Here is a 24,250-nt window from a genome sequence, read left to right as displayed (position 1 = left end):
TCGTGCCAACCAAGGTTGGCACCCACCCAAGCCGCCCTGAACCAATCGCCGCCGGCGCGACACTGCGTCGCATCTACCCCCTGCCACGCGGCGCGAAAAAGGGGTAAAATGTCGCGCTTCCCCACATCTCGGGTATGCCGATGCTGCGCATCCAGGCTGAAGCACTCACTTACGACGACGTCTCGCTCGTCCCCGCCCACTCGACCATCCTGCCCAAGGACGTCAACCTCGAAACGCGGTTGACCCGAGACCTGAAGCTGAAGCTTCCGATCCTGTCCGCCGCGATGGATACCGTCACCGAAGCCCGCCTGGCCATCGCCATGGCCCAGCTCGGCGGCATGGGCATCATCCACAAGAATCTCAGCCTGGAACAGCAGGCCGCGGAAGTGGCCAAGGTCAAGAAGTTCGAGGCCGGTGTCATCCGCGACCCGATCACCGTCGGCCCGGAAACCACCATCCGCGACGTGCTGGCCCTGACCCAGGCGCACAACATCTCCGGCGTGCCGGTGGTGGGCAGCGACGGCCAGCTGGCCGGCATCGTGACCCACCGCGACATGCGCTTCGAGACCGAGCTGGACGATCCGGTCCGCCACATCATGACCAAGAAGGATCGCCTGATCACGGTCAAGGAAGGCGCCGCCAGCGACGAAGTGCTGCAGCTGCTGCACCGCAACCGCATCGAAAAGGTGCTGGTGGTCAACGATTCGTTCGAACTGCGTGGCCTGATCACCGTCAAGGACATCCAGAAGAACACCGACTTCCCGAACGCTGCCAAGGATCTGTCGACCCGCCTGCTGGTCGGCGCTGCCGTCGGCGTGGGTGGCGATACCGATCGCCGCGTGGAAGCGCTGGTCGCCGCCGGCGTGGACGTGATCGTGGTCGATACCGCGCACGGCCACTCGCAGGGCGTGCTGGACCGCGTCAGCTGGGTCAAGAAGAACTTCCCGAACGTGCAGGTCATCGGTGGCAACATCTGCACCGGCGAAGCCGCACTGGCGCTGCTGGACAGCGGCGCGGACGCCGTCAAGGTCGGCATCGGCCCGGGCTCGATCTGCACGACCCGCGTCGTTGCCGGCGTCGGCGTGCCGCAGGTCACCGCCATTGACCTGGTGGCCGAAGCCTTGCAGGACCGCATCCCGCTGATCGCCGATGGCGGCATCCGCTACTCGGGCGACATCGGCAAGGCGCTGGCCGCCGGTGCCTCGACCATCATGGTCGGCGGCCTGCTGGCCGGTACCGAGGAATCGCCGGGCGAGACCGAGCTGTACCAGGGCCGTTCGTACAAGAGCTACCGCGGCATGGGTTCGCTGGCTGCCATGGAGAAGGGGTCGAAGGACCGCTACTTCCAGGACGCCGCCACCGCCGACAAGCTGGTGCCGGAAGGCATCGAAGGCCGCGTGCCGTATCGCGGCCCGGTGGGCGGCATCATCCACCAGCTGATGGGCGGCCTGCGCGCCACCATGGGCTACGTGGGCTGCGCCACCATCGAAGACATGCGCAGCAAGCCCAAGTTCGTGAAGATCAGCGGCGCCGGCCAGCGTGAGAGCCACGTCCACGACGTGACGATCACCAAAGAGCCGCCGAACTACCGCGCCTGACGCGGGCCGAGCAAAGAGGAACGGGGAAGCACTTCCCGTTCCTCTTTCTCCATCTGCCGCCGTAAATCTGATTTCGTTTTCCCTACTGCATTGCCGGGGCACCATGACCAACATCCATAACGACAAGATCCTCATCCTCGATTTCGGCGCGCAGTACACGCAGCTGATCGCCCGCCGCATCCGCGAGCTGGGCGTCTACTGCGAAATCTGGGCCTGGGACCACAACCCGGCCGAGATCGCGGCGTTCGGCGCCAAGGGCATCATCCTGTCCGGTGGCCCGGAATCGACCACGCTGCCGGGTGCCCCGGCCGCGCCGCAGGAAGTGTTCGACAGCGGCCTGCCGATCTTCGGCATCTGCTACGGCATGCAGACCCTGGCCGCGCAGCTGGGCGGTGCCACCGAAGCGGCGGACCAGCGCGAATTCGGCCACGCCGAAGTGAACGTGATCAACCCCGATGCACTGTTCAAGGGCCTGAGCGACCACGGCGGCGAGCCGAAGCTGAATGTCTGGATGAGCCACGGCGACCACGTCTCCGTTGCACCGCCGGGCTTCACCATCACCGCCACCACCGACCGCATTCCGGTGGCCGCCATGGCCAACGAAGAAAAGCGCTGGTACGGCGTGCAGTTCCACCCGGAAGTGACCCACACCCTGCAGGGCCAGGCGCTGCTGCGCCGCTTCGTGGTGGACGTGTGCGGCTGCCAGACCCTGTGGACCGCCGCCAACATCATCGACGACCAGATCGCCCGCGTAAGAGATCAAGTGGGCGATGACGAAGTGATCCTGGGCCTGTCCGGCGGCGTCGATTCGTCCGTGGTGGCGGCGCTGCTGCACAAGGCCATCGGCGAGAAGCTGACCTGCGTGTTCGTGGATACCGGCCTGCTGCGCTGGCAGGAAGGCGACCAGGTGATGGCGATGTTCGCCGAGCACATGGGCGTGAAGGTCGTGCGCGTGAACGCCGCGGACCGTTGCTTCAAGGCGCTGGAAGGCGTGAGCGACCCGGAAGCCAAGCGCAAGATCATCGGCAACCTGTTCGTTGAGATCTTCGACGAAGAGTCGAACAAGCTGAAGAACGCCAAGTGGCTGGCGCAGGGCACCATCTACCCGGACGTGATCGAGTCGGCCGGCAGCAAGACCGGCAAGGCGCACGTGATCAAGAGCCACCACAATGTGGGCGGCCTGCCGGAGCACATGAAGCTGGGCCTGGTGGAGCCGCTGCGCGAGCTGTTCAAGGATGAAGTGCGCCGCCTGGGCGTCGAGCTCGGCCTGCCGCGCACCATGGTCTACCGCCATCCGTTCCCGGGCCCGGGCCTGGGTGTGCGCATTCTGGGCGAAGTGAAGCGCGAATACGCCGAACTGCTGGCCAAGGCCGATGCCATCTTCATCGACGAGCTGCGCAAGGCCGATCTGTACGACAAGACCAGCCAGGCGTTTGCCGTGTTCCTGCCGGTGAAGTCGGTGGGCGTGGTGGGTGATGCGCGGGCTTATGAGTGGGTGATTGCGCTAAGGGCGGTGGAGACGATTGACTTCATGACTGCGCATTGGGCGCATCTGCCGTATGAGTTCCTGGGTACGGTGAGCAACCGGATCATCAATGAGTTGCGGGGGGTGTCGAGGGTTGTTTATGACATCTCGGGGAAGCCGCCGGCGACTATTGAGTGGGAATGAGTTGGACCTCAGTTGAGGCCCCTATAAACTTAGGCGGCTGCCCCAAGCCCGCGTAACTGCGGGCTTTTTTGTGATTTAATCCCTCTCTGGCAACTGGATGCCGTGGCCGCTTCAGGCGAGTTAGCGATGGAGCTTAATTCGCGGCGCCTCAGAGATTCAAGGGGAGAGGGGTATGAGGCTAATTTCGAATGCTGGTTCGCAACGCGTGCTTGATCTGATGCGTCCCTTTCTTGAACCGGGAAATCGGCTTGACTGCGTAACGCCTTCGTTCTCTCTCTACGCGTTTGCACAACTCCGAGAGGCGCTTTGCTCCGTGGAGCGAGTCCGACTAATCGTTCCTGCCGACAGTGAATCTCTTGATCTACTCGGTACGGATGATGATCGTGCCGAGAGAAATCGCCTGCAGGCACGTTGGTTGGCAAATCAGTGTGCGAAATGGATCAGTGAGAAGGTGGACCTGCGTTTAGCAAAAGGATCGGTCCCGCAGGGAGCTGCTGTCATGCGGGTGCATGGGGGGGTGCCTGCACAGGCCGTACTGGGATCATTCTCTTTCAGCACTTCAGGTCTCGGCGTGACGCCGAGTAATCCTCTGAATTTGATTCAAGCCTCAGAAACTGCCGATGAAGCCTTGCAGCTCGCTCAGTGGTTCGATCGCCAGTGGGTCGGCCTGGAGGGTGTCGAAGCCTACACTGGGCCAGAAGGCAAACAAGAATCGATTCTTGAAGCGCTAAGAGGCCTTGGCGAGCACCGCGATCCATGCACAATCTACAACTTGATGCTGTATCACTTGTTCCGTGAGAACGGGGGCAGGCTGGATGAGGAGCGCATTGTCAATTCCGCCACCGGCATCCGCAACACCGTTGTGTGGAAAAAGCTCTTCAGGTTTCAGCGCGATGGCGTGGTCGGGGCCATTGACAAGCTGAATCGCTTTGGGGGGTGCATCATTGCTGACAGTGTGGGCTTGGGCAAAACCTTTGAAGCCTTAGCTATCATCAAGTATCACGAACTGCGCAACGACCGCGTGCTGGTGCTGGCGCCCAAACGTCTGCGCGACAACTGGACGCTTTACAAGGCCAACGACAAGCGCAACATCCTCGCGGCTGATCGGTTCAACTACGACGTGCTCAACCACACCGACCTGTCGCGTGATGGCGGCCTGTCGGGCGACATCGACCTGTCTCATGTGAACTGGGGCAACTACGACTTGGTAGTGATCGACGAGTCGCACAACTTCCGCAACAAGGCCACGCACAAGGGCAAGGAATCGCGCTACGACCGCCTGATGCGACGCATCATTCGTGAAGGCGTCAAGACCCGGGTACTGATGCTCTCGGCCACGCCGGTCAACAACCGCTTGGGCGACCTGCGCAACCAGATTGCCTTTGCCACCGAAGGCGATGACACCGCCCTGTTGGAACACGGCATCGCCAGCATCGAGGCCACGACCCGCAAGGCGCAGGCGCAATTCAATCGCTGGCTGGCACTGGACGAAGCTGAGAAGACCCCCACCCAGTTGGTGGAGATGCTGGGCTTTGACTACTTCACCCTGTTGGACCATCTCACCATTGCCCGCTCCAGGCGGCATGTGGAGAAGTACTACGGCACCAGCGAGACCGGCCGTTTCCCTGACCGACTGCCGCCCATCAACATCAAGGCCGACGTAGACCTTGCGGGCGAGTTCCGTGCCATCCGCGACATCAACCAGGAAATCCGCCGACTCACCCTCGCCAGCTACGCGCCGCTGCGCTATGTGCTGCCCCACAAGCAGGCGGCCTACGACGCCAAGTACAGCACCCAGGTGCGTGGCGGCGAAGGTTTCTTCCGGCAGGCGGATCGTGAAGAAAGCCTGATCCATCTGCTGCGTGTGAACGTGCTCAAACGCATGGAAAGCTGTGTGTCGGCCTTCACCCTGACCGTACAGCGCCAACTCAAGGATGTAGAGAACACGCTGGCACGCATCGAGTCCCATGCTGAAGCGCTGGAAGAAATTGACATTGCCGACGTCGATATCGACGACCCGGCGTTTGAGGCCTTGCTGGTAGGCCGCAAAGTCAAGGTGCTGCTGGGCGATGTGGATTTGATTCGCTGGAAGCAGGACCTACTGGAAGACCGCAACCGCTTAGCGACCCTGCTGGCGGCGGCGCGCCAAGTGGATTCCGTGCGCGATGCCAAGCTGGCAGCCTTGCGCGACATGATTGCCCGCAAATGCTCCCAGCCCATCAACACCCACGATGGCAAAGCCAACCGCAAGATCATCGTGTTCACCGCCTTCTCTGACACGGCGCACTATCTCTACGCCCAACTTGCCCCCTGGGCCAGGGACACGCTGGCTGTGCATTCGGCGGTCGTCACAGGCAGCGCCGGCATTCAAACCACCATGCCGGGTTTAAGTAAGCGCATGGGCGACGTGCTCTCGGCCTTCGCGCCGCGCGCCAAGGAGCGCCCGCAAGACCTGGCGGATGAAGGCGAAATCGACCTGCTGATCGCCACCGACTGCATCTCCGAAGGGCAGAACCTCCAAGACTGCGACTGGCTGATCAACTACGACATTCACTGGAACCCGGTGCGCATCATCCAGCGCTTCGGGCGTATCGACCGCATCGGCTCGCCCAATCAGCGCATCCAGCTCGTGAATTTCTGGCCCAACATGGAGCTGGAGGAATACATCAACCTGGAGCAGCGCGTCAGCGGCCGCATGGTGCTGCTCGATGTCTCGGCCACTGGCGAAGAAAACCTGATCGAGCAGCAGTCCGGCAACGCCATGAACGACCTGGAGTACCGGCGCAAGCAACTGCTCAAGCTGCAGGACACGGTGATCGACATGGAAGACCTGTCGACTGGCGTGGCGATCACCGACCTCACCCTGACCGACTTCCGCATCGACCTGGCGCAGTTCCTGAAAACGCACCCCGGCAAGCTGGACACCCAGCCGCTGGGCGCTTATGCCGTCACCACCGCGCTGGATGCCGACATTCCGCCCGGCGTGATCTTCTGCCTGCAAGCCTGCGGCCCGGCGGCAAGGCCTGCCACGACATCCGACTACCCGCTCGCACCGCACTACCTGGTGCATGTCAGCGATGACAGCACCGTGTTGCTGCAGTACCCGCAGGCCAAGCGCATCCTGGATCGCCTCAAGCGCCTAGCGCTCGGGCGCGAACGGCCAGATGACAGTGCCTGCGCGCGCTTCGATAAGGCAACCAAAGGCGGCGAGGACATGCGCCACGCCCAGAAGCTGCTCGCTGCGGCGGTGGCCTCCGTCGCCGGGAAGCAAGAGGAACGAGCCGTGGCCAGCCTGTTCACGCCCGGTGGCACGCACGCCATGAAAGGCGAGTTTGCCGGCAGCGGCGACTTTGAGGTGGTGGCATTCCTCGTTGTGTTGCCCGATCAGCTCAGTATTTGAATACAAGGACCAGCATGAGCTTTCGCACCGCCGAACCTGCATTGAAAGATGTCCTCGATGGAATTGCATCGGGACAAATCCAGCTTCCTGACTTCCAACGCGGTTGGGTGTGGGATGACAATCACATTCGGTCCTTGATCGCAAGCCTCTCGCTCTCCTACCCGATTGGCGCGGTCATGTTTCTGGAAGCAGGTGGGGTGCCATTCAAACCCCGACTGTTTGCCAGTGTGAACCTGCAGCCTGCGCCTGCTCCAAAGACTCTCGTGCTTGATGGTCAGCAACGCCTGACCTCTATGTACCTGGCGCTGCGCAGCGGCCAGCCCGTGCTGACACGCACGGAGAAAGGCGCGGATATTCGTCGTCTTTATTTCCTCGACATGAGCAAATGCCTGGATGAGTCGGCGGACCGTGAAGATGCCGTACTCTCGGTGCCAGAGACGCTGCAAGTCACGTCGGATTTCGGCCGAAAGGTCGATCTGGACGTCAGTACGCCAGACCGACAGTACAGCCAGCGGCTCTTTCCCGTGGCATTGTTGTTCGACATCCAAGGGTTCATGGCCTGGGAAAGCGGCTTCAGCGCACACCATCAGTTCGCAGCGGAAGCCATGCAGTTCATGCAGCGGTTCCGCAACGAAATCTGGTTGCGCTTCCAACAGTTCAAGGTGCCCGCCATCGAACTGACCCAAGACACGCCACGCGAAGCCGTGTGCCAAGTCTTCGAGAAGGTCAATACCGGCGGCGTCACGCTGACGGTGTTTGAGTTGATGACCGCCACCTTCGCAGCGGATGAATTCAACCTGCGCGATGACTGGGATGCACGGCAGGAGCGAATAACCGCCAAGCACGATGTACTCATGGCAGTGGATGGCACCAGCTTTCTCACCGCAGTCACGCTGCTGGCCAGTTATCAAAGGCACAAAGCGCTTGGCACATCCGTCAGTTGCAAACGCGCTGACGTGCTGAAGTTGCCGCTGGCGGACTTCAAGGCGCTGGAGTCCGATTTGGAGAAAGGCTTCAAGCGGGCTGCCGAATTGCTGGCTGAGGAAAAAATCTTCGATGACCGAAGCCTGCCGTATGCCACACAGCTCGTTCCGTTGTCGGCCATCTGTGCGCACCTGGCAGACCGCACAACGCAACATGGCGTCAAGCAAAAGCTGCTGCGCTGGTACTGGAGTGGTGTTCTGGGCGAGCTGTACGGCGGCGCAAACGAAACCCGTTTCGGCATGGACATTCAGGATGTGGTCGCCTGGGTCGAAGGTGGCAGCGAACCGCGCACGGTGCGCGACGCCAACTTTGCACCAACACGCCTGCTGTCCCTGCAAAGCCGCCTTGCTGCCGCTTACAAGGGGCTGGCAGCCTTGCTCATGAAACACGGTGGTCGGGATTTCGTCAGCGGTACGCCGATCGACCTCAACACCTACTTCAACAACGCCATCGACATCCACCATGTGTTCCCCCGTGCCTGGTGCGAAAAGCAGAAGTTGCCCAAGGAGAAATGGAACAGTGTGGTCAATAAGGCCCCTCTGGCCGCTGGCACCAATCGCTTCATCAGCGGGGATGCGCCCAGCGTGTACCTCGCCCGCATCCAGAAAGCCAAGCAGGTGGCCCCCGATAGCCTGGACGAGTTTCTTCTCTCCCACGTGATTCCGGTGCCTGCGCTGCGATCGGATGACTTCGATGCGTTTGTCCGCCAACGCGCCACCGCACTGTTGAAGCTGATCGAACAGGCCATGGGCAAAGCCATTGCCGGGCGCGACAGCGAAGAAACGGTCAAGGCATTTGGATCCGCACTTTCGTGATGAACGGGTCGGATGTCGTCAGTGCCCTGGGTCTTCCCGATAGCGCACGGGTAGATCAGCGCGTGCCCAAGAAGCTGTTGCTGGAAAACGGTGCACCCACGGCGTCTGACACGCGCTTGATCACCGATGCGATTGAAGACATTCAGTGGCTGGCCGCCCTGAAGCCCAACACCATCGGCGTGCCGGTATACTGCGATACGCAGCGCGAATATCTGGAGGTCGCGGTGCTGGCTACTACCTTGCGCGGAGCCATCAAGCCAGCCAGCCTTTCACGCCTTGGCCAATTGGTGCACCGGGCCGTGCCTTATCCCGTGCTGTTGCTGCTGGTTGATGGGTCAACGCTGATCCTCTCGCTGGTGCATAAGCGCTGGGCGCAGAATGGGGCGGGCAAGATCGTGCTTGACGGCGACCTAGTGTCGTCCTCGCTGTTTCGGGCAGTCGATAGCACATCTCGAGCAGATACGAGGTTGGCTTCCGACATCGAGCTGGATTTCATGCAATCGCTTGCCCTCGCGCGTCAGCCTCAGGCCTCGCTACATGCCCTTTACCAAGGCTGGATCGAATGCGTGCAGACCCTTCACGCTGCGCGGCGAACACAGATTTATCGAGCCGCAGCAACACCCGAGCAGGCCGTAGTGCGCCGACAGGCATTGGCTGATTGCCAGCGGTTGGAAGGCGAGATCAGTCGCCTGCGGACTGCGGCGGCCAAAGAAAAGCAACTGGCGCGCCAAGTGGAACTGAACCTGACGCTTAAGCGTCTCGAGGCCGAACTGGCCGCCGCACAACAACAGCTTTGAAGATTGAACGAATGACGGAGAAGATCATGGAAAAATTCACGGCAGCCAGCCCAGAAGCCCAATCCGCTGATCTGGTGACGAGCAACATCGAACAGCTGAAGGCGCTGTTCCCGGATTTGATTACCGAGGGCGCGGACGGCGTGGCCGTGAATGTGGACGTCCTCAAGGCCTTGGTGGGCGACGCGGCCGTGAGCGATGCTGATGAAAAGTACGGCCTCAACTGGCATGGCAAGCGCCGCGCGCGGCAACTGTCACTCACGCCCAGCACGGGTACCTTGCGCCCCTGCCCGGAAGAAAGCGTTGACTGGGATACGTCCCAGAACCTGATGATCGAGGGCGATAATCTTGAAGTGCTCAAGCTGCTGCAAAAGAGCTATGCCGGCAAGGTCAAACTGATCTACATCGATCCGCCGTACAACACCGGCAAGGATTTTGTGTACCCGGACAATTTTCAGGACAGCATCAAGAGCTATCTGGAGTTGACCGGGCAAATTGAAGGCGGGCAGAAGGTCAGTAGCAATACGGAGGCTGGTGGGCGATTTCATACCGACTGGTTGAATATGATGTACCCGCGGTTGAAGCTTGCGAGGAATTTGCTGCGTGAAGATGGGGTTATTTTCTGCTCTATAGACGATATTGAAGTATCTCGGTTGCGGGCGCTATTTGACGAAATTTTTGGTGAAGAGAACTTCGTGGCTCAGTTCAGTTGGCGCACTGACGGCAATTTTGATAATCAGGCAAAAGTTAAAGTTTGCCACGAGTACATTCTGCTATATGCAAAGTCGTTGGAAAAATTCCCTCACCCGCCGGTAGTGGATCCGAGTACGCCCGCGGATAGCAAATTATTTCGGCCAGAGATCAGAAATACCATTGTAAAGAACGGGCCTAAAAATCCAGTTAGCAAGATTGCCCTTCCTAAAGGATTTCCCGCTGACTTTGAAAGTGGTTGCATAACATCTAGGGTGACACCTTGGCCTTCATATCTGGATGATGCATTCATTGAGAATGGAAGGCTGGCAAACGCCGTTATAGTTGAAAGTGGATGGAGTTCAAAAGATTTAGTTCTTGAATTTATCAAGAATGATTGCGCGCCAATTGCAGATAGTAAGGGTCAAGAGACCTCATTTGTAATATCAAGATCGGGTTCGGTTGAGGCTGTTAAGCGTCGATCTGACTACCAGAGTCATGTTATTTCTGTTCTCAATGGGTTTGGTGGGGCGCAAAGGGCGACTGCGCAGCTGAATGAAATTGGGGCTTTCTTCAACGGTTATCCAAAGCCCGTGGATCTGATCAGATATGTCGTTCAGATGGCTCATGGAAATGATGGAATTTTCTTGGACTTTTTTGCGGGGTCGGGTCCGTGCGGTCATGCTGTGATGGAGCAGAATGCCAAAGATGCTGGCAGTAGGCGATACATTCTAGCGCAGATCCCGGAGCCGCTTTATCCATCCATTGAGAACCAAAGGGCAGCTGCCGAATACTGCGACAGCATTGGAAGGCCGCGCACCATCGCCGAGCTAACCAAGGAGCGCCTGCGCCGCGCCGGAGCAAAAATCAAAGCCGATAACCCCGGCTGGAAAGGCGATACCGGTTTCCGCGTCTTCAAGCTCGACACCTCTAATATCCGCGCATGGAACCCGAGGCCGGATGATCTGGAAGCCTCGCTGTTCGACCATCAGGATCACTTGCTCGAGGGCCGCGGTGAGGGCGATGTGCTCTATGAACTATTGCTCAAGCTCGGCCTCGACCTGTGCGTGCCCATTGTGAAGAGCAGTGTGGAAGGGCTCGATGTGCATGCCGTTGGCGGGGGCGTCCTACTGGCTTGTTTGGCTGAGAAGATCACTCGTGGGCAGGTGGAATCTCTTGCTCAAGGCATCATCTCCTGGCATAGGCAACTGGCGCCCGCTGGCGATACCACTTGCGTATTCCGCGACAGTGCCTTCGCCGATGACGTGGTCAAGACCAACCTCGCTGCCATTCTGGAACAGTACGGCATCCAGAAACTAAGGAGTCTGTAATGCCAGTAGGTACTTTTCTGTATTTCGCTTATGGCTCCAACATGCTTTCCAGCCGTCTGCAGGAGCGCTGTCCTTCTGCTGATCCCGTGGGCGTTGCTGAATTGGTGGATCATGAACTTCTCTGGCACAAGCGAAGCAGAGACGGCTCGGGGAAGTGCGATGTTGTCGCCTGCCCGGGCAGGCGCGTCATTGGCGTACTTTATCGAATTGAAAATTCTGATAAGGACGTTCTCGACCGTGAAGAGGGCCTCGGGCGTGGATATGGAGAGATCGAGGCCCAGGTCCTACATGACGGCAACAGCCTCATTGCGAAGGCGTACCAGGCAACAGCGACAGATGAATCATTAGCGCCTTATGGTTGGTACAAAGCCCTCGTGATTGCCGGTGCTCTGGAACACGGCTTGCCGAAAGAATATGTTGAACAGCTAAATCTCGTGGTTTCGATAGATGATCCAGACAGTGCCCGCCACGATAAAAATTCCCGTTTGGTTGAGGGTGTGAGTCTATGAAACTGCATTTTGAGGCAAACCTCGACTACCAGATGCAGGCCATAGAGGCCGTGTGCGATCTTTTCCGTGGTCAGGAGATTTGTCGCACCGAGTTCACGGTGACCATGAAGCTGCCCGACGAAGCGCAGATGTCATTGGGCGTGGCACAGTCCGACCTTGGCTCTGGCAATCGCTTGACGCTGCTCGACGACGAGCTGCTCAAGAACCTGTCAGACATCCAGTTGCGTGGTGGCCTGTCGCCTTCCGGCTCGCTGACGTCCGGCGACTTCACAGTGGAAATGGAGACCGGTACCGGTAAGACCTATGTTTACCTTCGCACAATCTTCGAGCTGAACAAGCGCTACGGATTTACCAAGTTCGTGATCGTCGTGCCCTCGGTGGCGATCAAGGAGGGTGTTTACAAGACCCTGCAAATCACCGAGGAGCACTTCAAGGGGCTGTATGCGGGCGTGCCCTTCGATTACTTCCTGTACGACTCGGCAAAGCCTGGGCCCGTGCGCAACTTCGCCACTAGTTCCAACATTCAGATCATGGTGGTGACAGTGGGTGCCATCAACAAGAAGGATGTAAACAGCCTCTACAAAGAGAACGAGAAGACCGGTGGCGAGAAGCCCATCGACCTGATCAAGGCAACCCGGCCAATCATCATTGTGGATGAGCCACAAAGCGTGGATGGCGGCCTAGAAGGCCGGGGGAAGGAAGCGCTGGATGCGATGAACCCACTCTGCACGCTGCGCTACTCCGCCACCCATGTCGACAAGCACCACATGGTGTTCCGCTTGGATGCAGTGGATGCCTATGAGCGCAAGCTAGTCAAACAGATTGAGGTGGCGTCGGCCACGGTAGAGGATGCGCACAACAAGCCTTTCGTGCGCCTGGTGAAGGTGCAGAACAAGCGAGGCCACATCAGCGCCAACGTCGAGCTGGATAAACAGGCCACCACTCGCGTGCAGCGGGTTGAGGTGACGGTCAGCGATGGTGACGACCTTCAGCAGAGCGCCGATGGCCGCGCGATCTACGCCGGTTTTCGGGTGGGCGTGATCAATACGGCCAAGGGCGAAGAGTTCATGGAGCTGCGTTACCCTGGCGGCGAAGTATTTTTGCAGCTTGGGCAGGCCCACGGTGATGTGGATGCGCTGGCCGTGCAGCGCGAGATGATCCGCCGCACGATCAAGGAACATCTGGACAAGGAAAAGCACCTGCGCCCCTTGGGAATCAAGGTATTGAGCCTGTTCTTCATCGATGCGGTGGACAAGTACCGTCAGTACGGTGCGGACGGCCAGCCAGTCAAGGGCGTGTATGCGCAGATGTTTGAGGAGGAGTATTGCCGTGCTGCCAAGTTGCCGGCCAACCAGAGCTTGTTTGCCGAGATCGACTTGGCGTCCGCCGCCGAGGAAGTGCACAACGGCTATTTCTCCATCGACAAGAAGGGCGGCTGGACTGACACCGCCGAGAACAATGCGGGCAACCGGGAGAATGCCGAACGGGCCTACAGCCTGATCATGAAGGAGAAGGAAAAACTGCTGTCCTTCAACACACCGCTGAAGTTCATCTTCTCCCACTCTGCGCTCAAGGAGGGTTGGGACAACCCCAACGTGTTCCAAATTTGCACCTTGCGCGACATTCAGACCGAGCGCGAGCGACGCCAGACCATTGGTCGCGGCCTGCGTCTGTGCGTCAACCAGAATGGCGAGCGGGTGCGCGGTTTCGAGGTCAACACCCTGACTGTGGTAGCTACGGAAAACTACGAACAGTTTGCCGAGAACCTGCAGAAGGAAATCGAGAAAGACACGGGCATCCGCTTTGGCATTGTGGAGCCGCACCAATTTGCCGCCATTGCCGTGACCGGCGCTGATGGACATGCCGCACCGTTGGGCATGGAGCAATCGAAGGCACTGTGGGAGCACCTGAAAGCTGCCGGACATATCGATGCCAAGGGCAAGGTGCAGGATTCACTGAAAACGGCGCTGAAGAATGGCACCCTGGGACTGCCGGCCGAGTTTGATGCGCAGAAAGCCCAGATTGCCGAAGTGCTGCGCAAGCTGTCTGGCCGGCTAGACATCAAGAATGCCGATGAGCGCAGGCAAGTGCCGCTTCGCAAGGGCAAAGATGGCAAGGCCGTTTATCTGAGCGACGAGTTCAAGGCACTGTGGGACCGGATCAAGCACCAGACAACGTACCGCGTGCAGTTCGATAACGCCAAGCTGGTGGCGGATTGCATCGCAGCGTTGCAGAATGCCCCGGTGATTGCCAAGGCACGGCTGCAATGGCGCAAGGCTGACATCTCTATCGGCCAGGCAGGTGTCGCCGCGACAGAGAAGGCGGGCGCGGCGACCGTGGTGCTGGACGAGGCGGATATCGAGCTGCCGGATTTGCTGACCGACCTGCAGGACCGCACCCAGCTCACCCGGCGCAGCCTCGTCAGCATCCTGACGGGAAGCGGCCGCCTTGACGACTTCAAGCGCAATCCGCAGCAGTTCATCGAATTGACCACCGAAACCATCAACCGCTGCAAGCGCTTGGCCCTGGTCGATGGCATCAAGTACCAGAAGCTGGGTGACCAGCATGTCTATGCGCAGGAGCTGTTCGAGAAGGAAGAGCTCACCGGCTATCTCAAGAACATGTTGCTGGATACACAGAAGTCGGTCTATGAGCATGTGGTATACGACTCGACCACCGAACGCGACTTCGCCGATGGGCTGGAGAAGAACGACGCCATCAAGCTCTACGCCAAGCTGCCAGGCTGGTTCAAAGTGCCCACGCCGCTGGGTACATACAACCCCGATTGGGCCGTGTTGGTAGAAGAAGACGGAACTCAGCACCTGTACTTTGTGGTGGAAACCAAGAGCAGCCTGTTCACCGATGACCTGCGCGACAAGGAAAGCGCCAAGATCGAATGCGGCAAGGCGCATTTCACTGCGCTGGGGGTGGGGGAGAACCCGGCCCGGTATGTGGTTGCGCGCTCGGTTGGTGATCTTTTGACCGAAGTGGCAAAGGGCTAGTATTTCGCTGCCACGCAAGGGATGAGAAAGGTCGATTAGTATGCGTCTCAAGTGTCCTTCGATGGATGCTTGAGACGCTGATTCTCTAGCTGCTGGACTGGAAGAAAGAGCGGTACAGGCCTGAATCTAATCTAGATCGAGTGCTATTTGTCGACGGGTCTTGGCGTCTTGGAAGCGCACTAGCCACGTCCCGGCGGCTGTTAGTCTGGCCGAACCTCCTGACAAGCCCACTCAACCAATCCCCGGCAAGCCAGAAACAGCCCATCCACAACCCCCTCATCCAGATGCCGCTCCGGATCCGCTGCCACCCGGCAGCGGTCTGCCGCGTGCAGCAGCTCCAGTACCGTCAGCGCTCCCACCATCGCGCGCTCGGTCCTGGCCAGACTCACGCGACGGCCAGGTGACACATCGGTTTCTGGCCAAGGATGCCCATCAGCCCCCTCGCAGCCGCGCATGCGCTTGAGGATGCCAAGCAGGGAGTTCAGGTCGGGCAGGGGCGTGTCGTCGTTGATGGGCTCAACAACGGTGTACGAGGTGAAGGTATCGGATTCGTTCATAGCGTCGGCTTCCGTGGCTGTGCTTAACAGCGCCACCGTGAAGAGGTGGCGGACGATGCATGGCTGCAAACCGGGATGATGTAGCGTCATAGAACCGGTGGATCCGAAGATCCCCACGCACCGCCCGCCAGAAAGGCCGACGGATTGCCCGCCGGCACCGGTTAAGGGCGGTGCCGGCGGGCAAGCGCAAACTACAGACGCGTACATCAATGCGGGTTTGCAGACCCGGCCACCCGTTGTCGGTGGCGCGTCATGGTGTTTACGCCGTCGCTCTGAATGCCAATAGAAATTCGCGAAGGAATCGCGGAATCCGAGAGCGAGGAGCTATTGTTGCACGCACCATTCGTGCAGGCCGCGACTTCAGCAGACGCATTCGCGCAGTTGCTCTGTCGATTGCGAATACAAGTGCCGCAATCGACCACACCACAAGCGAATAGCGCGACAGCTTGCTTTGCAACAGTTCTTAGTCCGCCTCGCCAAGCAACGGCCCGCGATCGGCCGCACACCCCGAAAATCGGTTCAAACCCGACACCGCCAGCGAGCCTAGCGGCTTCAACCAGCGCCATCCTCACGCGCATTCCCCACCAGCAACTCAATCATCGCCCTTGCCGCCGCCGACTGGCGCCGATGCGGCGCGTAGATCACCGAGAACGGCCTCGACCGCCCGCGCAGCTGCGGCAGCACTTCCACCAGCTGCCCGCGCCGCAACCGCTCGCGCACGATGAACGCATAGCTCTGGCAGATGCCGATGCCCTGTTCGGCCAGCGACACCACGCCCAGTACATCGTCGGAGGTCTCGATGGACGAACGCGGCAGCCAGTCCACGTCGCGCCCGCCGTCGCGGAAGATCCACGGCGCCAGCCGCCCAGTACGCGGCATCACAAACGGCAGGCACAGGTGCTGCTGCAGGTCGTCCAGCGTCTGCGGCGTGCCATGGCGCTGCAGATAGTCCGGCGAAGCCACCAGCAGCAGCGGCGCATCTTCCAGCTTCCGACCCACCAGCCCGCTGTCCGGCAGCTGGCCCAGGCGGATGGCCAGGTCGAAGCCTTCCGCCACCAGGTCCACATTGCGGTTGGTGATGTTCAGCTCCACCTGCACCTGCGGGTACTGCTGCGCGAAGCGCGCCAGCACGGGCGGCAGCCGGTAGTGACCATAGGTGGTGGGCACGCTCAGGCGCACGCGGCCGGCCAGCGCACCGTCCTGGGCCAGTACGTCGCGCTCGGCGTCGTCCAGCAGGCCGAAGGCGGTGCGCACCTGTTCCAGGTAGAGCCGCCCTGCGTCGGTCAGGCCCACGCGGCGGGTGGTCCGCTGCAGCAGCTGCCGGCCCAGCCGCGCTTCCAGGCGGGTGACGGCGCGGCTCAGCACCGAGGGCGTGGTGGACAGCGCCACCGCGCCGGCCGTGAACGAGCCGTGCTCGATCACCGCCAGGAACACCTCCACATCGCCCAGGTAGTCGAACTTGCGGCTCATTTGGCTCTCCGGGGAACAGATGTTTTGCGATGGAGCCAATTTATCGCCGCTGGGGCGATGAATAAAGTGGCCGCCATTCCCCGATAGGAGCTCCCCATGAACCCGATGACCCGGCTGGCCGCAGCGCTGGCCCTGACCCTGGCCGCGACCGGCGCGCAGGCCGCCAACGTGCTGGTGGTGCTGTCCGACGAGAACCACCTGGACCTGAAGGACGGCAAGGTGCTGTCCACCGGCTTCTATCTCAACGAGCTGATGCAGCCGGTCAAGCTGCTGCTGGACGCGGGCCACGAGGTGACCTTCGCCACGCCGCAGGGGCGGGCGCCGACGGTGGATGCGTCCTCGGTGACGCCGGCGTACTTCGGCAACGATGCCGCGCAGCTGAAACTGCACAAGGACCTGATGGAGAAACTGGCGCTGACCTCGCCGACCGCCTCGCCGGTGGTCAGCCTGGCGCGCGTGGAGCAGCAGGGCTACGCGCGGTTCGATGCGGTCTACATTCCCGGTGGCCACGCGCCGATGCAGGACCTGCTGAAGAGCCCGGCGCTGGGCCGGCTGCTGGCCGACTTCCACCAGCGCAACAAGACCACCGCGCTGGTCTGCCATGGGCCGATCGCGCTGCTGTCCACGTTGCCGGATGCGGGTGGTTTTGTGGCGAAGCTGGAAGCGGGTGCGATGCCGGCCGTGCCGAAGTGGATCTACAGCGGCTACCAGATGACGGTGATCAGCAACCAGGAAGAGGCGCAGGCCAAGCCGCTGCTGGGCGGCGGTGAGATGAAGTTCTACCCACAGACTGCGTTGCAGCGGGCGGGTGCGACGTTCAGCAGCAACACCACGCCGTGGACCGGGCATGTGGTGGTGGACCGCGAGCTGATTACCGGGCAGAACCCGGCCTCGGCGTTGGAGGTGGGGCAGCGGTTGGTGGAGCGGTTGAAGTAAGGCGGGGCTCTGCATCGCGTGCGGTGCCGTGGCACCATGGCGGACTGGCCTCGTCCTTCTGGGCGGGGCCGGTTTTCCACGGAAGCTCTAGAACACGACATGCGAACGTCTTTTTTCATTCTCCCCGCCTTGTGCCTTGGCCTGCTGTCCGGCTGTGCCAGTGGCCCGGAGGAGCACGCCTCAAGCCGCGAGATCACCAGTGCGTTCGTGGCCGACGACGGCCAGCTGTACCTGCTGCCGCGCTATGACGAGCCGATGCGCTTCAATGCCGCGCCGTTCCGCGAGTACCGGGCGCTGATGGACAGCCCGCTGCGCGAGGCGGTGGCCTGCGCGCAGATGTACTTCCATGAGGATTGGCGCGACCCGGCCAACAAGTCCAAGGTGCACGGCAGCTATGCGCTGCTGCTGCGGCCGGAGCAGGTGACGGCGGAGCAGGCCGCGCAGTTCAAGCTGGAGCGGATTGAGGTCCCCCCGCGTGAGGCCAAGGCCGTGGAGGAGCGGGCGCGCTACTACCTGCCGATGGACCGGACCCGCTACGCGCTGGCGTTTGATCGCGCCTGCAATCTTTCAAGGAAGGGCGGCAGCTATTACAGCGCGCTGTTCGAGGGCGACGGCGAGCAGGTGCAGTTGCCGGATGCTGTGGCACTGGCGGAGAAGGGGAAGCTGGCACAGCCGATCAATGCGCGGGCGCAGCGGATCCTGCCGGAGAGGGAGGACAAGCCGGGTGTGGGGTCGGCGGCGGGCAAGGTGCTGGGCGCGGCGCTGGTTCCTGTGGCGGTTCCGGTGTTTGTGTTGAGCCTGCCGTTCCTGGGGCCGGATCATTGGAAGTGAAAAGGCGTTGAGGGAGAGTCATCCACGCGTGGCGTGTATCTACTTGGGTATCGCCTGAAAGTTCATCCTGGAGATCTGTGTGCCCAGCACGATGGAAACTGTTTTGAAGACCGTAGGTTTCATTGTCCTCGCGGCCCTTCCGTTGGTGATCCTCTGGTTCACCCTTCGGCGAATGTCAGCAACTGCTCGCTCGTCTGTGAAATCGGGGCTGCATTTGCATGCCCCGCGCCGGATTTCCGGCAGGTCCATGACCTTGGTGATGGTGGATGGAAAAGAGGATCGGGAGCACTACTTCTTTGATGCGGAGTCCTTCTACCTGCGGCGTGGCCCGGTGCCCACGGCGGTTCCGCTTTCGCACATCACCTCAGTCACTCGCACCTCCGACAAGATCTACGGGCGCTATGTGTGGCAGGTGTGCTTCAGCAAAGCATCGGGCAGAAAGTGCGTAACGTTCACCAACAACCTGACGCTGTTCAATCGCGATTTCCTGCTCTTCCTGGAGGCGGTGCGGAAGGCCAATCCACTGGCGACTGTGGATCAGGCGGGTCTGTTCTTCTGATTGCGCGCGGACATCAGCGGCGCTGATTGGCAAATGGAGGGCCAGGGGGGCGAGTTGCCTTGGCCACGGTGCTGGGCGATTCAGTTGTGCGGGCGTTGAGGGAGTGAATCCACGCATGGCGTGGATCTACTGGCAACTCTGCCTGCCGCCAGCCACACAGCTTGCCCGCCAACGCTCCCAGGCCTTGGCGTCGATGCCGGCCTTCAGTGCGATGGTCTGCAGCTCGGCCCAGTTCCTCGGCGACGGCGCGGCCAGCAGCCCGCGCATGAAGGCCTGCATCTTCGCTTCGCCCACCTGTTTCTCCAGCGAGAGCAACAGCAAGGGGGCATAGACGTAGCGATACATCTCGCCCAGATCGGAGTTGCTGTCGATGGCATCGAATGCTGGCAGCGGCTTGTCCTGCGTGTCGATGGCCGATTGCAGTCGCGCGATATAGCGATCGGCCGCGGCATCGCCACTGATCTCGCGCAGCGCCTTGATCGACAGGAACTCGGCGCTGGACTCCAGCAGCACCCAGAAATACGGCCCCTGCGGATGGTTCAGTGTGCCGAAATAGTAATGGCCCATTTCGTGTGCGATGTACTGCACGCGCCGTTCGGCATGTTCGCCACCAGCCAGCAGGGAGTCGGCCACGTTGCTGATGCTGCCGCTCATGGCGATCGTGGGCCAGGTGGCAAAGCCCCATTCGCTGCCTTCGCGATCGCGCTCGATCTGGTCGAGCGTGACCATGCGCAGGAAGGTGGGGCGGTCGGCCAGCGGCATGCCCATGTAGCGGCTGTGCACGTCGGCTACCTTCTGCACCGTGCTGGACAGTGCATCGACCTTGGCCGTGGGCAGGGTCTCGTTGAGGATGGTGACCTGCGCGGTGCGGGTGATCGGGCCGCTGCCGCCGAACAGCAGGATCGGTCGGGCGGTGTCGCTGCGGAATCGCCCCTGCGCGCCTTCGATGGCCGGGCTGCCGTTGAGATACAGGAAGCGGCAGCCGGCGCAGTCCATCTGCAGGTCGTAGCGGCTTTCGTTGCTGCGCACGCGGGCCTTGGGATCGAATGCCTGCGGCAGCCATGCGGACTGTTCGGTGAAGCGGGCGCTGTCGCCGTTGAAGGCCATCATGCCCTTGAAGTCGCCCAGGGCATCGTGCTTCGGGTACAGCGGGAACGCGCCCACGTACTGCACGCAGACCGCGGTGGTGGGCTCGGCCAGGGTGTAGACGCGCGCCTCGCCATCCACGCCCGGGTCGTACCAGCCATCGAACCCGACCGGTTTACCCTCGCCATCTGTGACCCGTGCGACGTTCAGGCCTGCGTTGAGTACGAACGCGCCCCTTGATTCGGCTGGGAGGTTGGACATGCAGACATCGCCCTCGACACGGCCGCTGGCAATATCCAGCCGCACGCTGCCGGTGGTGAGCTGTGTGGCCGGTTGTGCGGCCGGTGCGGCCACGCTGGTAGCGGGAGCGAGCAGCGCGATCAGGGCGGCAGGCAGTAGGGCGTTGCAGGGGTTCATCGGGCCATCCTTGGGTGGATGGCGTTGACTATAGGGCCAACATCGATGGACGCGGAGAGTCTGCTGGTCACCCGGTCTTGTGGGGCTGGCGCAATGCCCTGGCCTGGTACAGGCATACTGTCAGCCGGGCGAATGGATGCCCGCGAACAGGAAGGACGCCTGCGCCATGACGGACATGCCAACCCAGCTCACGACCGACTTCGATGCGGTGCTCGACCGTGGTGACATTGCCGAGGCGCGACGGCTGTTGGCCCCGCAGCTTGCACGCGGCTGTGCTGAAGCGTTGTTTCTCTCTTCCTCAATGCCTGTGGGGGAGGACCACGCACATGCCGAGGCGGACAGCTTCGCGACCCTCAGGCAGGCCGCAGACAAGGGCTATATGCCGGCGATCCATGCGGTAGGGCTGTGCCTGCTGACCGGTGACCGCGTCGAGCAGGACGTCATGCGGGCGGTCGCGCATTTTGAGCGGGCATCGGAGGCCGGCTATCCGTCGGCCATGTACGAGTTTGGCCTGGCGCTGTTCCATGGCAAGGGTGTCCCCAGCGACGTGCCACGTGCGGTGTACCTGATCCGCGCTTCGGCGCAGGCGGGGAATGAGTACGCCAGGGAGTTCCTGCTGGCGTACTCGTTGGACGTGGGCACATAGGAGGAGGGTGCGGAGGCCGATAACGCTACACTGGCGTCCTACCCCCGATGGAAACTCACCCATGTTCAGTGGAAAGGTTGCGGTGGTCACCGGCTCCACCAGCGGTATCGGTCTTGGCATCTCCACGGCGCTGGCGCGGCAAGGTGCCGATATCGTGCTGAATGGCTTCGGCGATGCGGCGGAGATCGAACGCATCCGTACCCGCCTGGAAGCTGAGTTCGGCGTGCGGGTGGTGCACGATGGCGCGGACCTTTCCCGGGGCGAGGCGGTGCGCGGAATGATCGACCGCGCAGTTGCAACGATGGGCCGCATCGACATCCTGGTGAACAACGCGGGCATCCAGTACACCGCGTCGATCGAGGAATTCCCGGTCGACAAGTGGGACGCGATCCTGGCGCTGAACCTGTCGGCGGTGTTCCATGCCACGGCGGCGGCCTTGCCGCACATGAAGCAGCAGGGCGCTGGCCGCATCATCAACATCGCGTCGGTGCACGGGTTGGTGGGCTCGGTGAACAAGTCGGCCTATGTGGCGGCCAAGCATGGCGTGGTGGGGTTCACCAAGGTGACCGCGCTGGAGAATGCGGGCACCGGCATCACCGCCAACGCCATCTGCCCGGGCTGGGTGCGAACGGCGCTGGTCGAGCAGCAGATCACCGCGTTGGCGGAGAAGGAAGGCACGGATCAGGAGTCCGCCGCTCGCGCGCTGCTGGCTGAAAAGCAGCCTTCGTTGCAGTTCGTGACGCCCGAGCAGCTGGGCGAGATGGTGGTGTTCCTGGCCTCGGACGCTGCGGCGCAGATTACCGGCACGGCGCTGCCGGTGGATGGGGGCTGGACGGCGCGCTAGTTGGCTGGCTGCGCCTTACGCTGCAGCATCGGCAGCGCCACCAACGTGGCGAGAATGGTGAACAGCACCAGCGACGAGCCGACCGTACCGAAGCCCAGGCCGCCCTTTTCCAGCGGCTTGGTGAGCAGGTCGCCGAAGGTGGCGCCGAACGGGCGGGTGAGCACGAACGCGATCCAGAACAGGATGACCCGGTTGATGCCCTTGATGCGGGTGGCGAACGCGGTGAGCGCGATGAGGCTGCCGATCAGCAGTGCGCCGCCGGTGAAGCCCAGCCCGGAATCGTCGGCCAGGAAGTCGCCCAGCGCGGTGCCCAGCGTGTTGGAGAACAGCACGGCAGTCCAGTAGAAGCCTTCGGCGCGGCGCGATGCGATGTTGCTGACCGAGATCGACTTTTCAGATACCCGCCAAGCCAGCAACACCAGCGCCAGGCAGCCGGCCAGCAGGCTGGCGCCGGTGGCGTAGCCCAGCCCCAGGGTGCGGTCGATCAGGTCCGACAGGGTCGTGCCGGCGGTGCTGGTCGCCAGCACCACCGACCAGAACAGCACCGGGTGGAAGCGCCGTGCCGACAATTGCAGGGTAAGCAGGCCGGCGAAGACCGTCAGCAGGATGGCCGAGCTGGCCATATAGCCCAGGTTGAGCGTCATCGACAGCAGGTCGCCGGCGGTCTCGCCGAGCGTGGTGGCGGCGATCTTCATCACCCAGAAGCCGAGGGTGACCGCCGCCACTTTGCTGTGCAGGGAATCTGCGTTTGAAGCACTCATCGAACGTCGCCTGGGGAGCCTGCGGGTGATGCTGTGGGGGGCGTCGTCGGAGTGCGGTCGGAATCGGGTTCGGTGAGGGTGAGCGTGGGGCTGGCGTTCAGACGCCGGCCAGCCGATATCATGGGCAATCGTGTAAGCGATTCATCCGCACAGAATCAACGCTCCAGGAGTCAAGGATGTCCGACGCATCGCTAAGGTCCAGCATAATTGTTGCAGTTGTCTCTTCCGTACTCAGCTCTGTCCTGACTCTGGGGTGCGGTCTGATGCTGCAATCGTACATATCAGAGAAGAGCGAAGCTGAAAGGTTCGCTGAAGGCGCCCAGCTTACCTTTCAGGAAACGGTAATTCTCCTCAACGAAGGCTACTTGGCCTTGAAGCAGCTGCAATGGGCGACGGACGGAAAGGGATGGGAGGAAGTGAAAGACGGTCCTTGGCTGGATTACATGGAATTCAACCGCCAATGGAATCAGAGGTTGATTGCACACTACTTTAAGATTGAGCGGTATTTTGGGACTGGTGCAGCAAAGAAGCTGGTTGATCTCAGTGGGATGGCTGAGTCGAATGTGCTGGCGGCCGATGCCGAAAGCTATAGCTTCAAGGATCATGCGGACGCGATCGAGTACTCAATACGGCGCGCCACGATAAGCAGGATGGTCTTCGATAAGGAAAGCGCGAAGCTTCTGCAAGCTGAGTTAATTGATCACCTTGAAGATGATCGTCAGAACAGAGAGAAAATGTCGGATCTGATGGGGGCGTACCAGAAGAACGTGGTTGGCTACAGCCTTGGATTGGATAGGACTCTCGATCAGTTGGGTGTCAAACGCGTTGTGGCCAAGCCGCATCCGTAGGCGTGGCGGGCGAATCACAAACGGAAGGAACGTTTTTGCTCGCTCATCTCGGCTTCGCAAACACATCCAATCCCTTGCCGGTTTCCAGCAGCGACTTCAGGCTGGACAGCACGATCGGCCAGCCCTGGCGGATGCCGGTATCCATGCCGCTGCCCGGTTCCAGCTCCTCATGGGTAACCGTCAGCCGCACCATGTCCTGATAGGGCACGATGTCGAAGGTGACGCGGCTGTAGGCATCCGGGTTGTCGGCCTGCGAGGCGGCGGCCCAGGTGATGACCAGGCGCGAGGGTGGGGTGCTTTCCACCACTTCGCCGACCAGTTCGACCGAGCGCGTTTCGTTGGCGCGCACGTGCTGCCAGCGCGAGCCGGGCTTCCAGTCCGAGACGTTCTCGTGGCCCCAGTAGCGGCGCGCGATCTCGGGCCGGGTGATGGCCTCGAACACCTTCTGTGGCGTGGACGCGATGTAGATCACGTGGATGAAGCGGGTTGATTCTGCAGACATC

The 24,250-nt window shown here is 61.2% G+C and carries 19 protein-coding genes; 14 read left to right on the top strand and 5 right to left on the bottom strand.

Annotation, left to right across the window (positions count from 1 at the left end; translation table 11 throughout):
• The first annotated feature begins 140 nt into the window (after positions 1-140).
• The 8 genes from guaB (at position 141) to AC5P8Y_RS12775 (ending at position 14,792) form a co-directional block, all read left to right on the top strand.
• A complete protein-coding gene (gene guaB / locus AC5P8Y_RS12810; RefSeq protein WP_005416248.1) occupies positions 141-1,598 on the top strand; it encodes an IMP dehydrogenase in 1,458 nt (485 codons plus the stop codon).
• A 103-nt stretch (positions 1,599-1,701) separates the two neighbouring features.
• A complete protein-coding gene (gene guaA, locus AC5P8Y_RS12805; protein WP_495202002.1) occupies positions 1,702-3,267 on the top strand; it encodes a glutamine-hydrolyzing GMP synthase in 1,566 nt (521 codons plus the stop codon).
• Between the two features lie 205 nt (positions 3,268-3,472).
• A complete protein-coding gene (locus AC5P8Y_RS12800; RefSeq protein ID WP_495202001.1) occupies positions 3,473-6,667 on the top strand; it encodes a helicase-related protein in 3,195 nt (1,064 codons plus the stop codon).
• 14 nt (positions 6,668-6,681) lie between these two features.
• The gene (locus AC5P8Y_RS12795; protein ID WP_495202000.1) at positions 6,682-8,466 is read left to right on the top strand and encodes a GmrSD restriction endonuclease domain-containing protein; all 1,785 of its coding nucleotides are present in this window, start codon (positions 6,682-6,684) and stop codon (positions 8,464-8,466) included.
• Complete coding sequence (locus AC5P8Y_RS12790; RefSeq protein WP_495201999.1) at positions 8,466-9,263, top strand: DUF4391 domain-containing protein; 798 nt, start codon at positions 8,466-8,468, stop codon at positions 9,261-9,263. Before AC5P8Y_RS12795 ends, AC5P8Y_RS12790 begins: the two co-directional genes overlap by 1 nt.
• An 11-nt stretch (positions 9,264-9,274) precedes the next feature.
• A complete protein-coding gene (locus AC5P8Y_RS12785; RefSeq protein WP_495201998.1) occupies positions 9,275-11,281 on the top strand; it encodes a site-specific DNA-methyltransferase in 2,007 nt (668 codons plus the stop codon).
• Positions 11,281-11,790: a gamma-glutamylcyclotransferase family protein gene (locus AC5P8Y_RS12780; protein WP_495201997.1), complete on the top strand. Its 510-nt coding sequence runs from the start codon at positions 11,281-11,283 to the stop codon at positions 11,788-11,790. The genes AC5P8Y_RS12785 and AC5P8Y_RS12780 overlap by 1 nt, the downstream gene beginning before the upstream one ends.
• Positions 11,787-14,792 carry a type III restriction-modification system endonuclease gene (locus AC5P8Y_RS12775; RefSeq protein WP_495201996.1) on the top strand — a complete coding sequence of 1,002 codons (3,006 nt, stop codon included), beginning with the start codon at positions 11,787-11,789 and terminating at the stop codon, positions 14,790-14,792. The genes AC5P8Y_RS12780 and AC5P8Y_RS12775 overlap by 4 nt, the downstream gene beginning before the upstream one ends.
• Before the next feature lie 200 nt (positions 14,793-14,992).
• On the opposite strand, the gene AC5P8Y_RS12770 is transcribed toward AC5P8Y_RS12775, so the two are convergent.
• Together AC5P8Y_RS12770 and AC5P8Y_RS12765 are read right to left on the bottom strand one after the other, a co-directional pair.
• Complete coding sequence (locus AC5P8Y_RS12770) at positions 14,993-15,349, bottom strand: hypothetical protein (protein WP_495201995.1); 357 nt, start codon at positions 15,347-15,349, stop codon at positions 14,993-14,995.
• Positions 15,350-15,901: 552 nt separating this feature from the next.
• The gene (locus AC5P8Y_RS12765) at positions 15,902-16,819 is read right to left on the bottom strand and encodes a LysR family transcriptional regulator (RefSeq protein WP_495201994.1); all 918 of its coding nucleotides are present in this window, start codon (positions 16,817-16,819) and stop codon (positions 15,902-15,904) included.
• Between the two features lie 96 nt (positions 16,820-16,915).
• Between AC5P8Y_RS12765 and AC5P8Y_RS12760 the strand changes: the two genes are divergently transcribed.
• The 3 genes from AC5P8Y_RS12760 to AC5P8Y_RS12750 all read left to right on the top strand — a co-directional run bounded on the left by AC5P8Y_RS12760 (position 16,916) and on the right by AC5P8Y_RS12750 (position 19,145).
• Positions 16,916-17,755, top strand: a complete 840-nt coding sequence (locus AC5P8Y_RS12760; protein ID WP_495201993.1) for a type 1 glutamine amidotransferase domain-containing protein — start codon at positions 16,916-16,918, stop codon at positions 17,753-17,755.
• 99 nt (positions 17,756-17,854) lie between these two features.
• Positions 17,855-18,586 carry a hypothetical protein gene (locus AC5P8Y_RS12755; RefSeq protein WP_495201992.1) on the top strand — a complete coding sequence of 244 codons (732 nt, stop codon included), beginning with the start codon at positions 17,855-17,857 and terminating at the stop codon, positions 18,584-18,586.
• Between the two features lie 79 nt (positions 18,587-18,665).
• Entirely contained in the window at positions 18,666-19,145 is a 480-nt protein-coding gene (locus tag AC5P8Y_RS12750) for a hypothetical protein (RefSeq protein ID WP_495201991.1), read from the top strand.
• 126 nt (positions 19,146-19,271) lie between these two features.
• Here the strand turns inward: AC5P8Y_RS12750 and AC5P8Y_RS12745 are convergent, their stop codons facing one another.
• Positions 19,272-20,648, bottom strand: a complete 1,377-nt coding sequence (locus AC5P8Y_RS12745; protein WP_495201990.1) for a M1 aminopeptidase family protein — start codon at positions 20,646-20,648, stop codon at positions 19,272-19,274.
• Positions 20,649-20,814: 166 nt separating this feature from the next.
• Here AC5P8Y_RS12745 and AC5P8Y_RS12740 point away from each other — a divergent pair, with 166 nt between their 5' ends.
• Positions 20,815-21,294 (top strand): tetratricopeptide repeat protein, encoded by a 480-nt coding sequence (locus tag AC5P8Y_RS12740; RefSeq protein WP_478442245.1) that lies wholly within the window; start codon positions 20,815-20,817, stop codon positions 21,292-21,294.
• Between the two features lie 61 nt (positions 21,295-21,355).
• Entirely contained in the window at positions 21,356-22,138 is a 783-nt protein-coding gene (locus tag AC5P8Y_RS12735; protein WP_231522765.1) for a 3-hydroxybutyrate dehydrogenase, read from the top strand.
• On the opposite strand, the gene AC5P8Y_RS12730 is transcribed toward AC5P8Y_RS12735, so the two are convergent.
• A complete protein-coding gene (locus AC5P8Y_RS12730) occupies positions 22,135-22,899 on the bottom strand; it encodes a COG4705 family protein (protein ID WP_495201989.1) in 765 nt (254 codons plus the stop codon). The genes AC5P8Y_RS12735 and AC5P8Y_RS12730 overlap by 4 nt on opposite strands.
• A gap of 176 nt (positions 22,900-23,075) precedes the next feature.
• On the opposite strand from AC5P8Y_RS12730, the gene AC5P8Y_RS12725 reads away from it, so the two are divergent.
• Positions 23,076-23,747 (top strand): hypothetical protein, encoded by a 672-nt coding sequence (locus AC5P8Y_RS12725; protein WP_049430474.1) that lies wholly within the window; start codon positions 23,076-23,078, stop codon positions 23,745-23,747.
• 43 nt (positions 23,748-23,790) lie between these two features.
• On the opposite strand, the gene AC5P8Y_RS12720 is transcribed toward AC5P8Y_RS12725, so the two are convergent.
• Positions 23,791-24,249, bottom strand: a complete 459-nt coding sequence (locus AC5P8Y_RS12720; protein WP_049430472.1) for an SRPBCC family protein — start codon at positions 24,247-24,249, stop codon at positions 23,791-23,793.
• Between the last annotated feature and the right edge of the window lies 1 nt (position 24,250).

This window comes from Stenotrophomonas sp. YJH_SMC_12-1, assembly GCF_059370935.1.
This window is presented reverse-complemented; position numbering and strand designations above follow the sequence as displayed.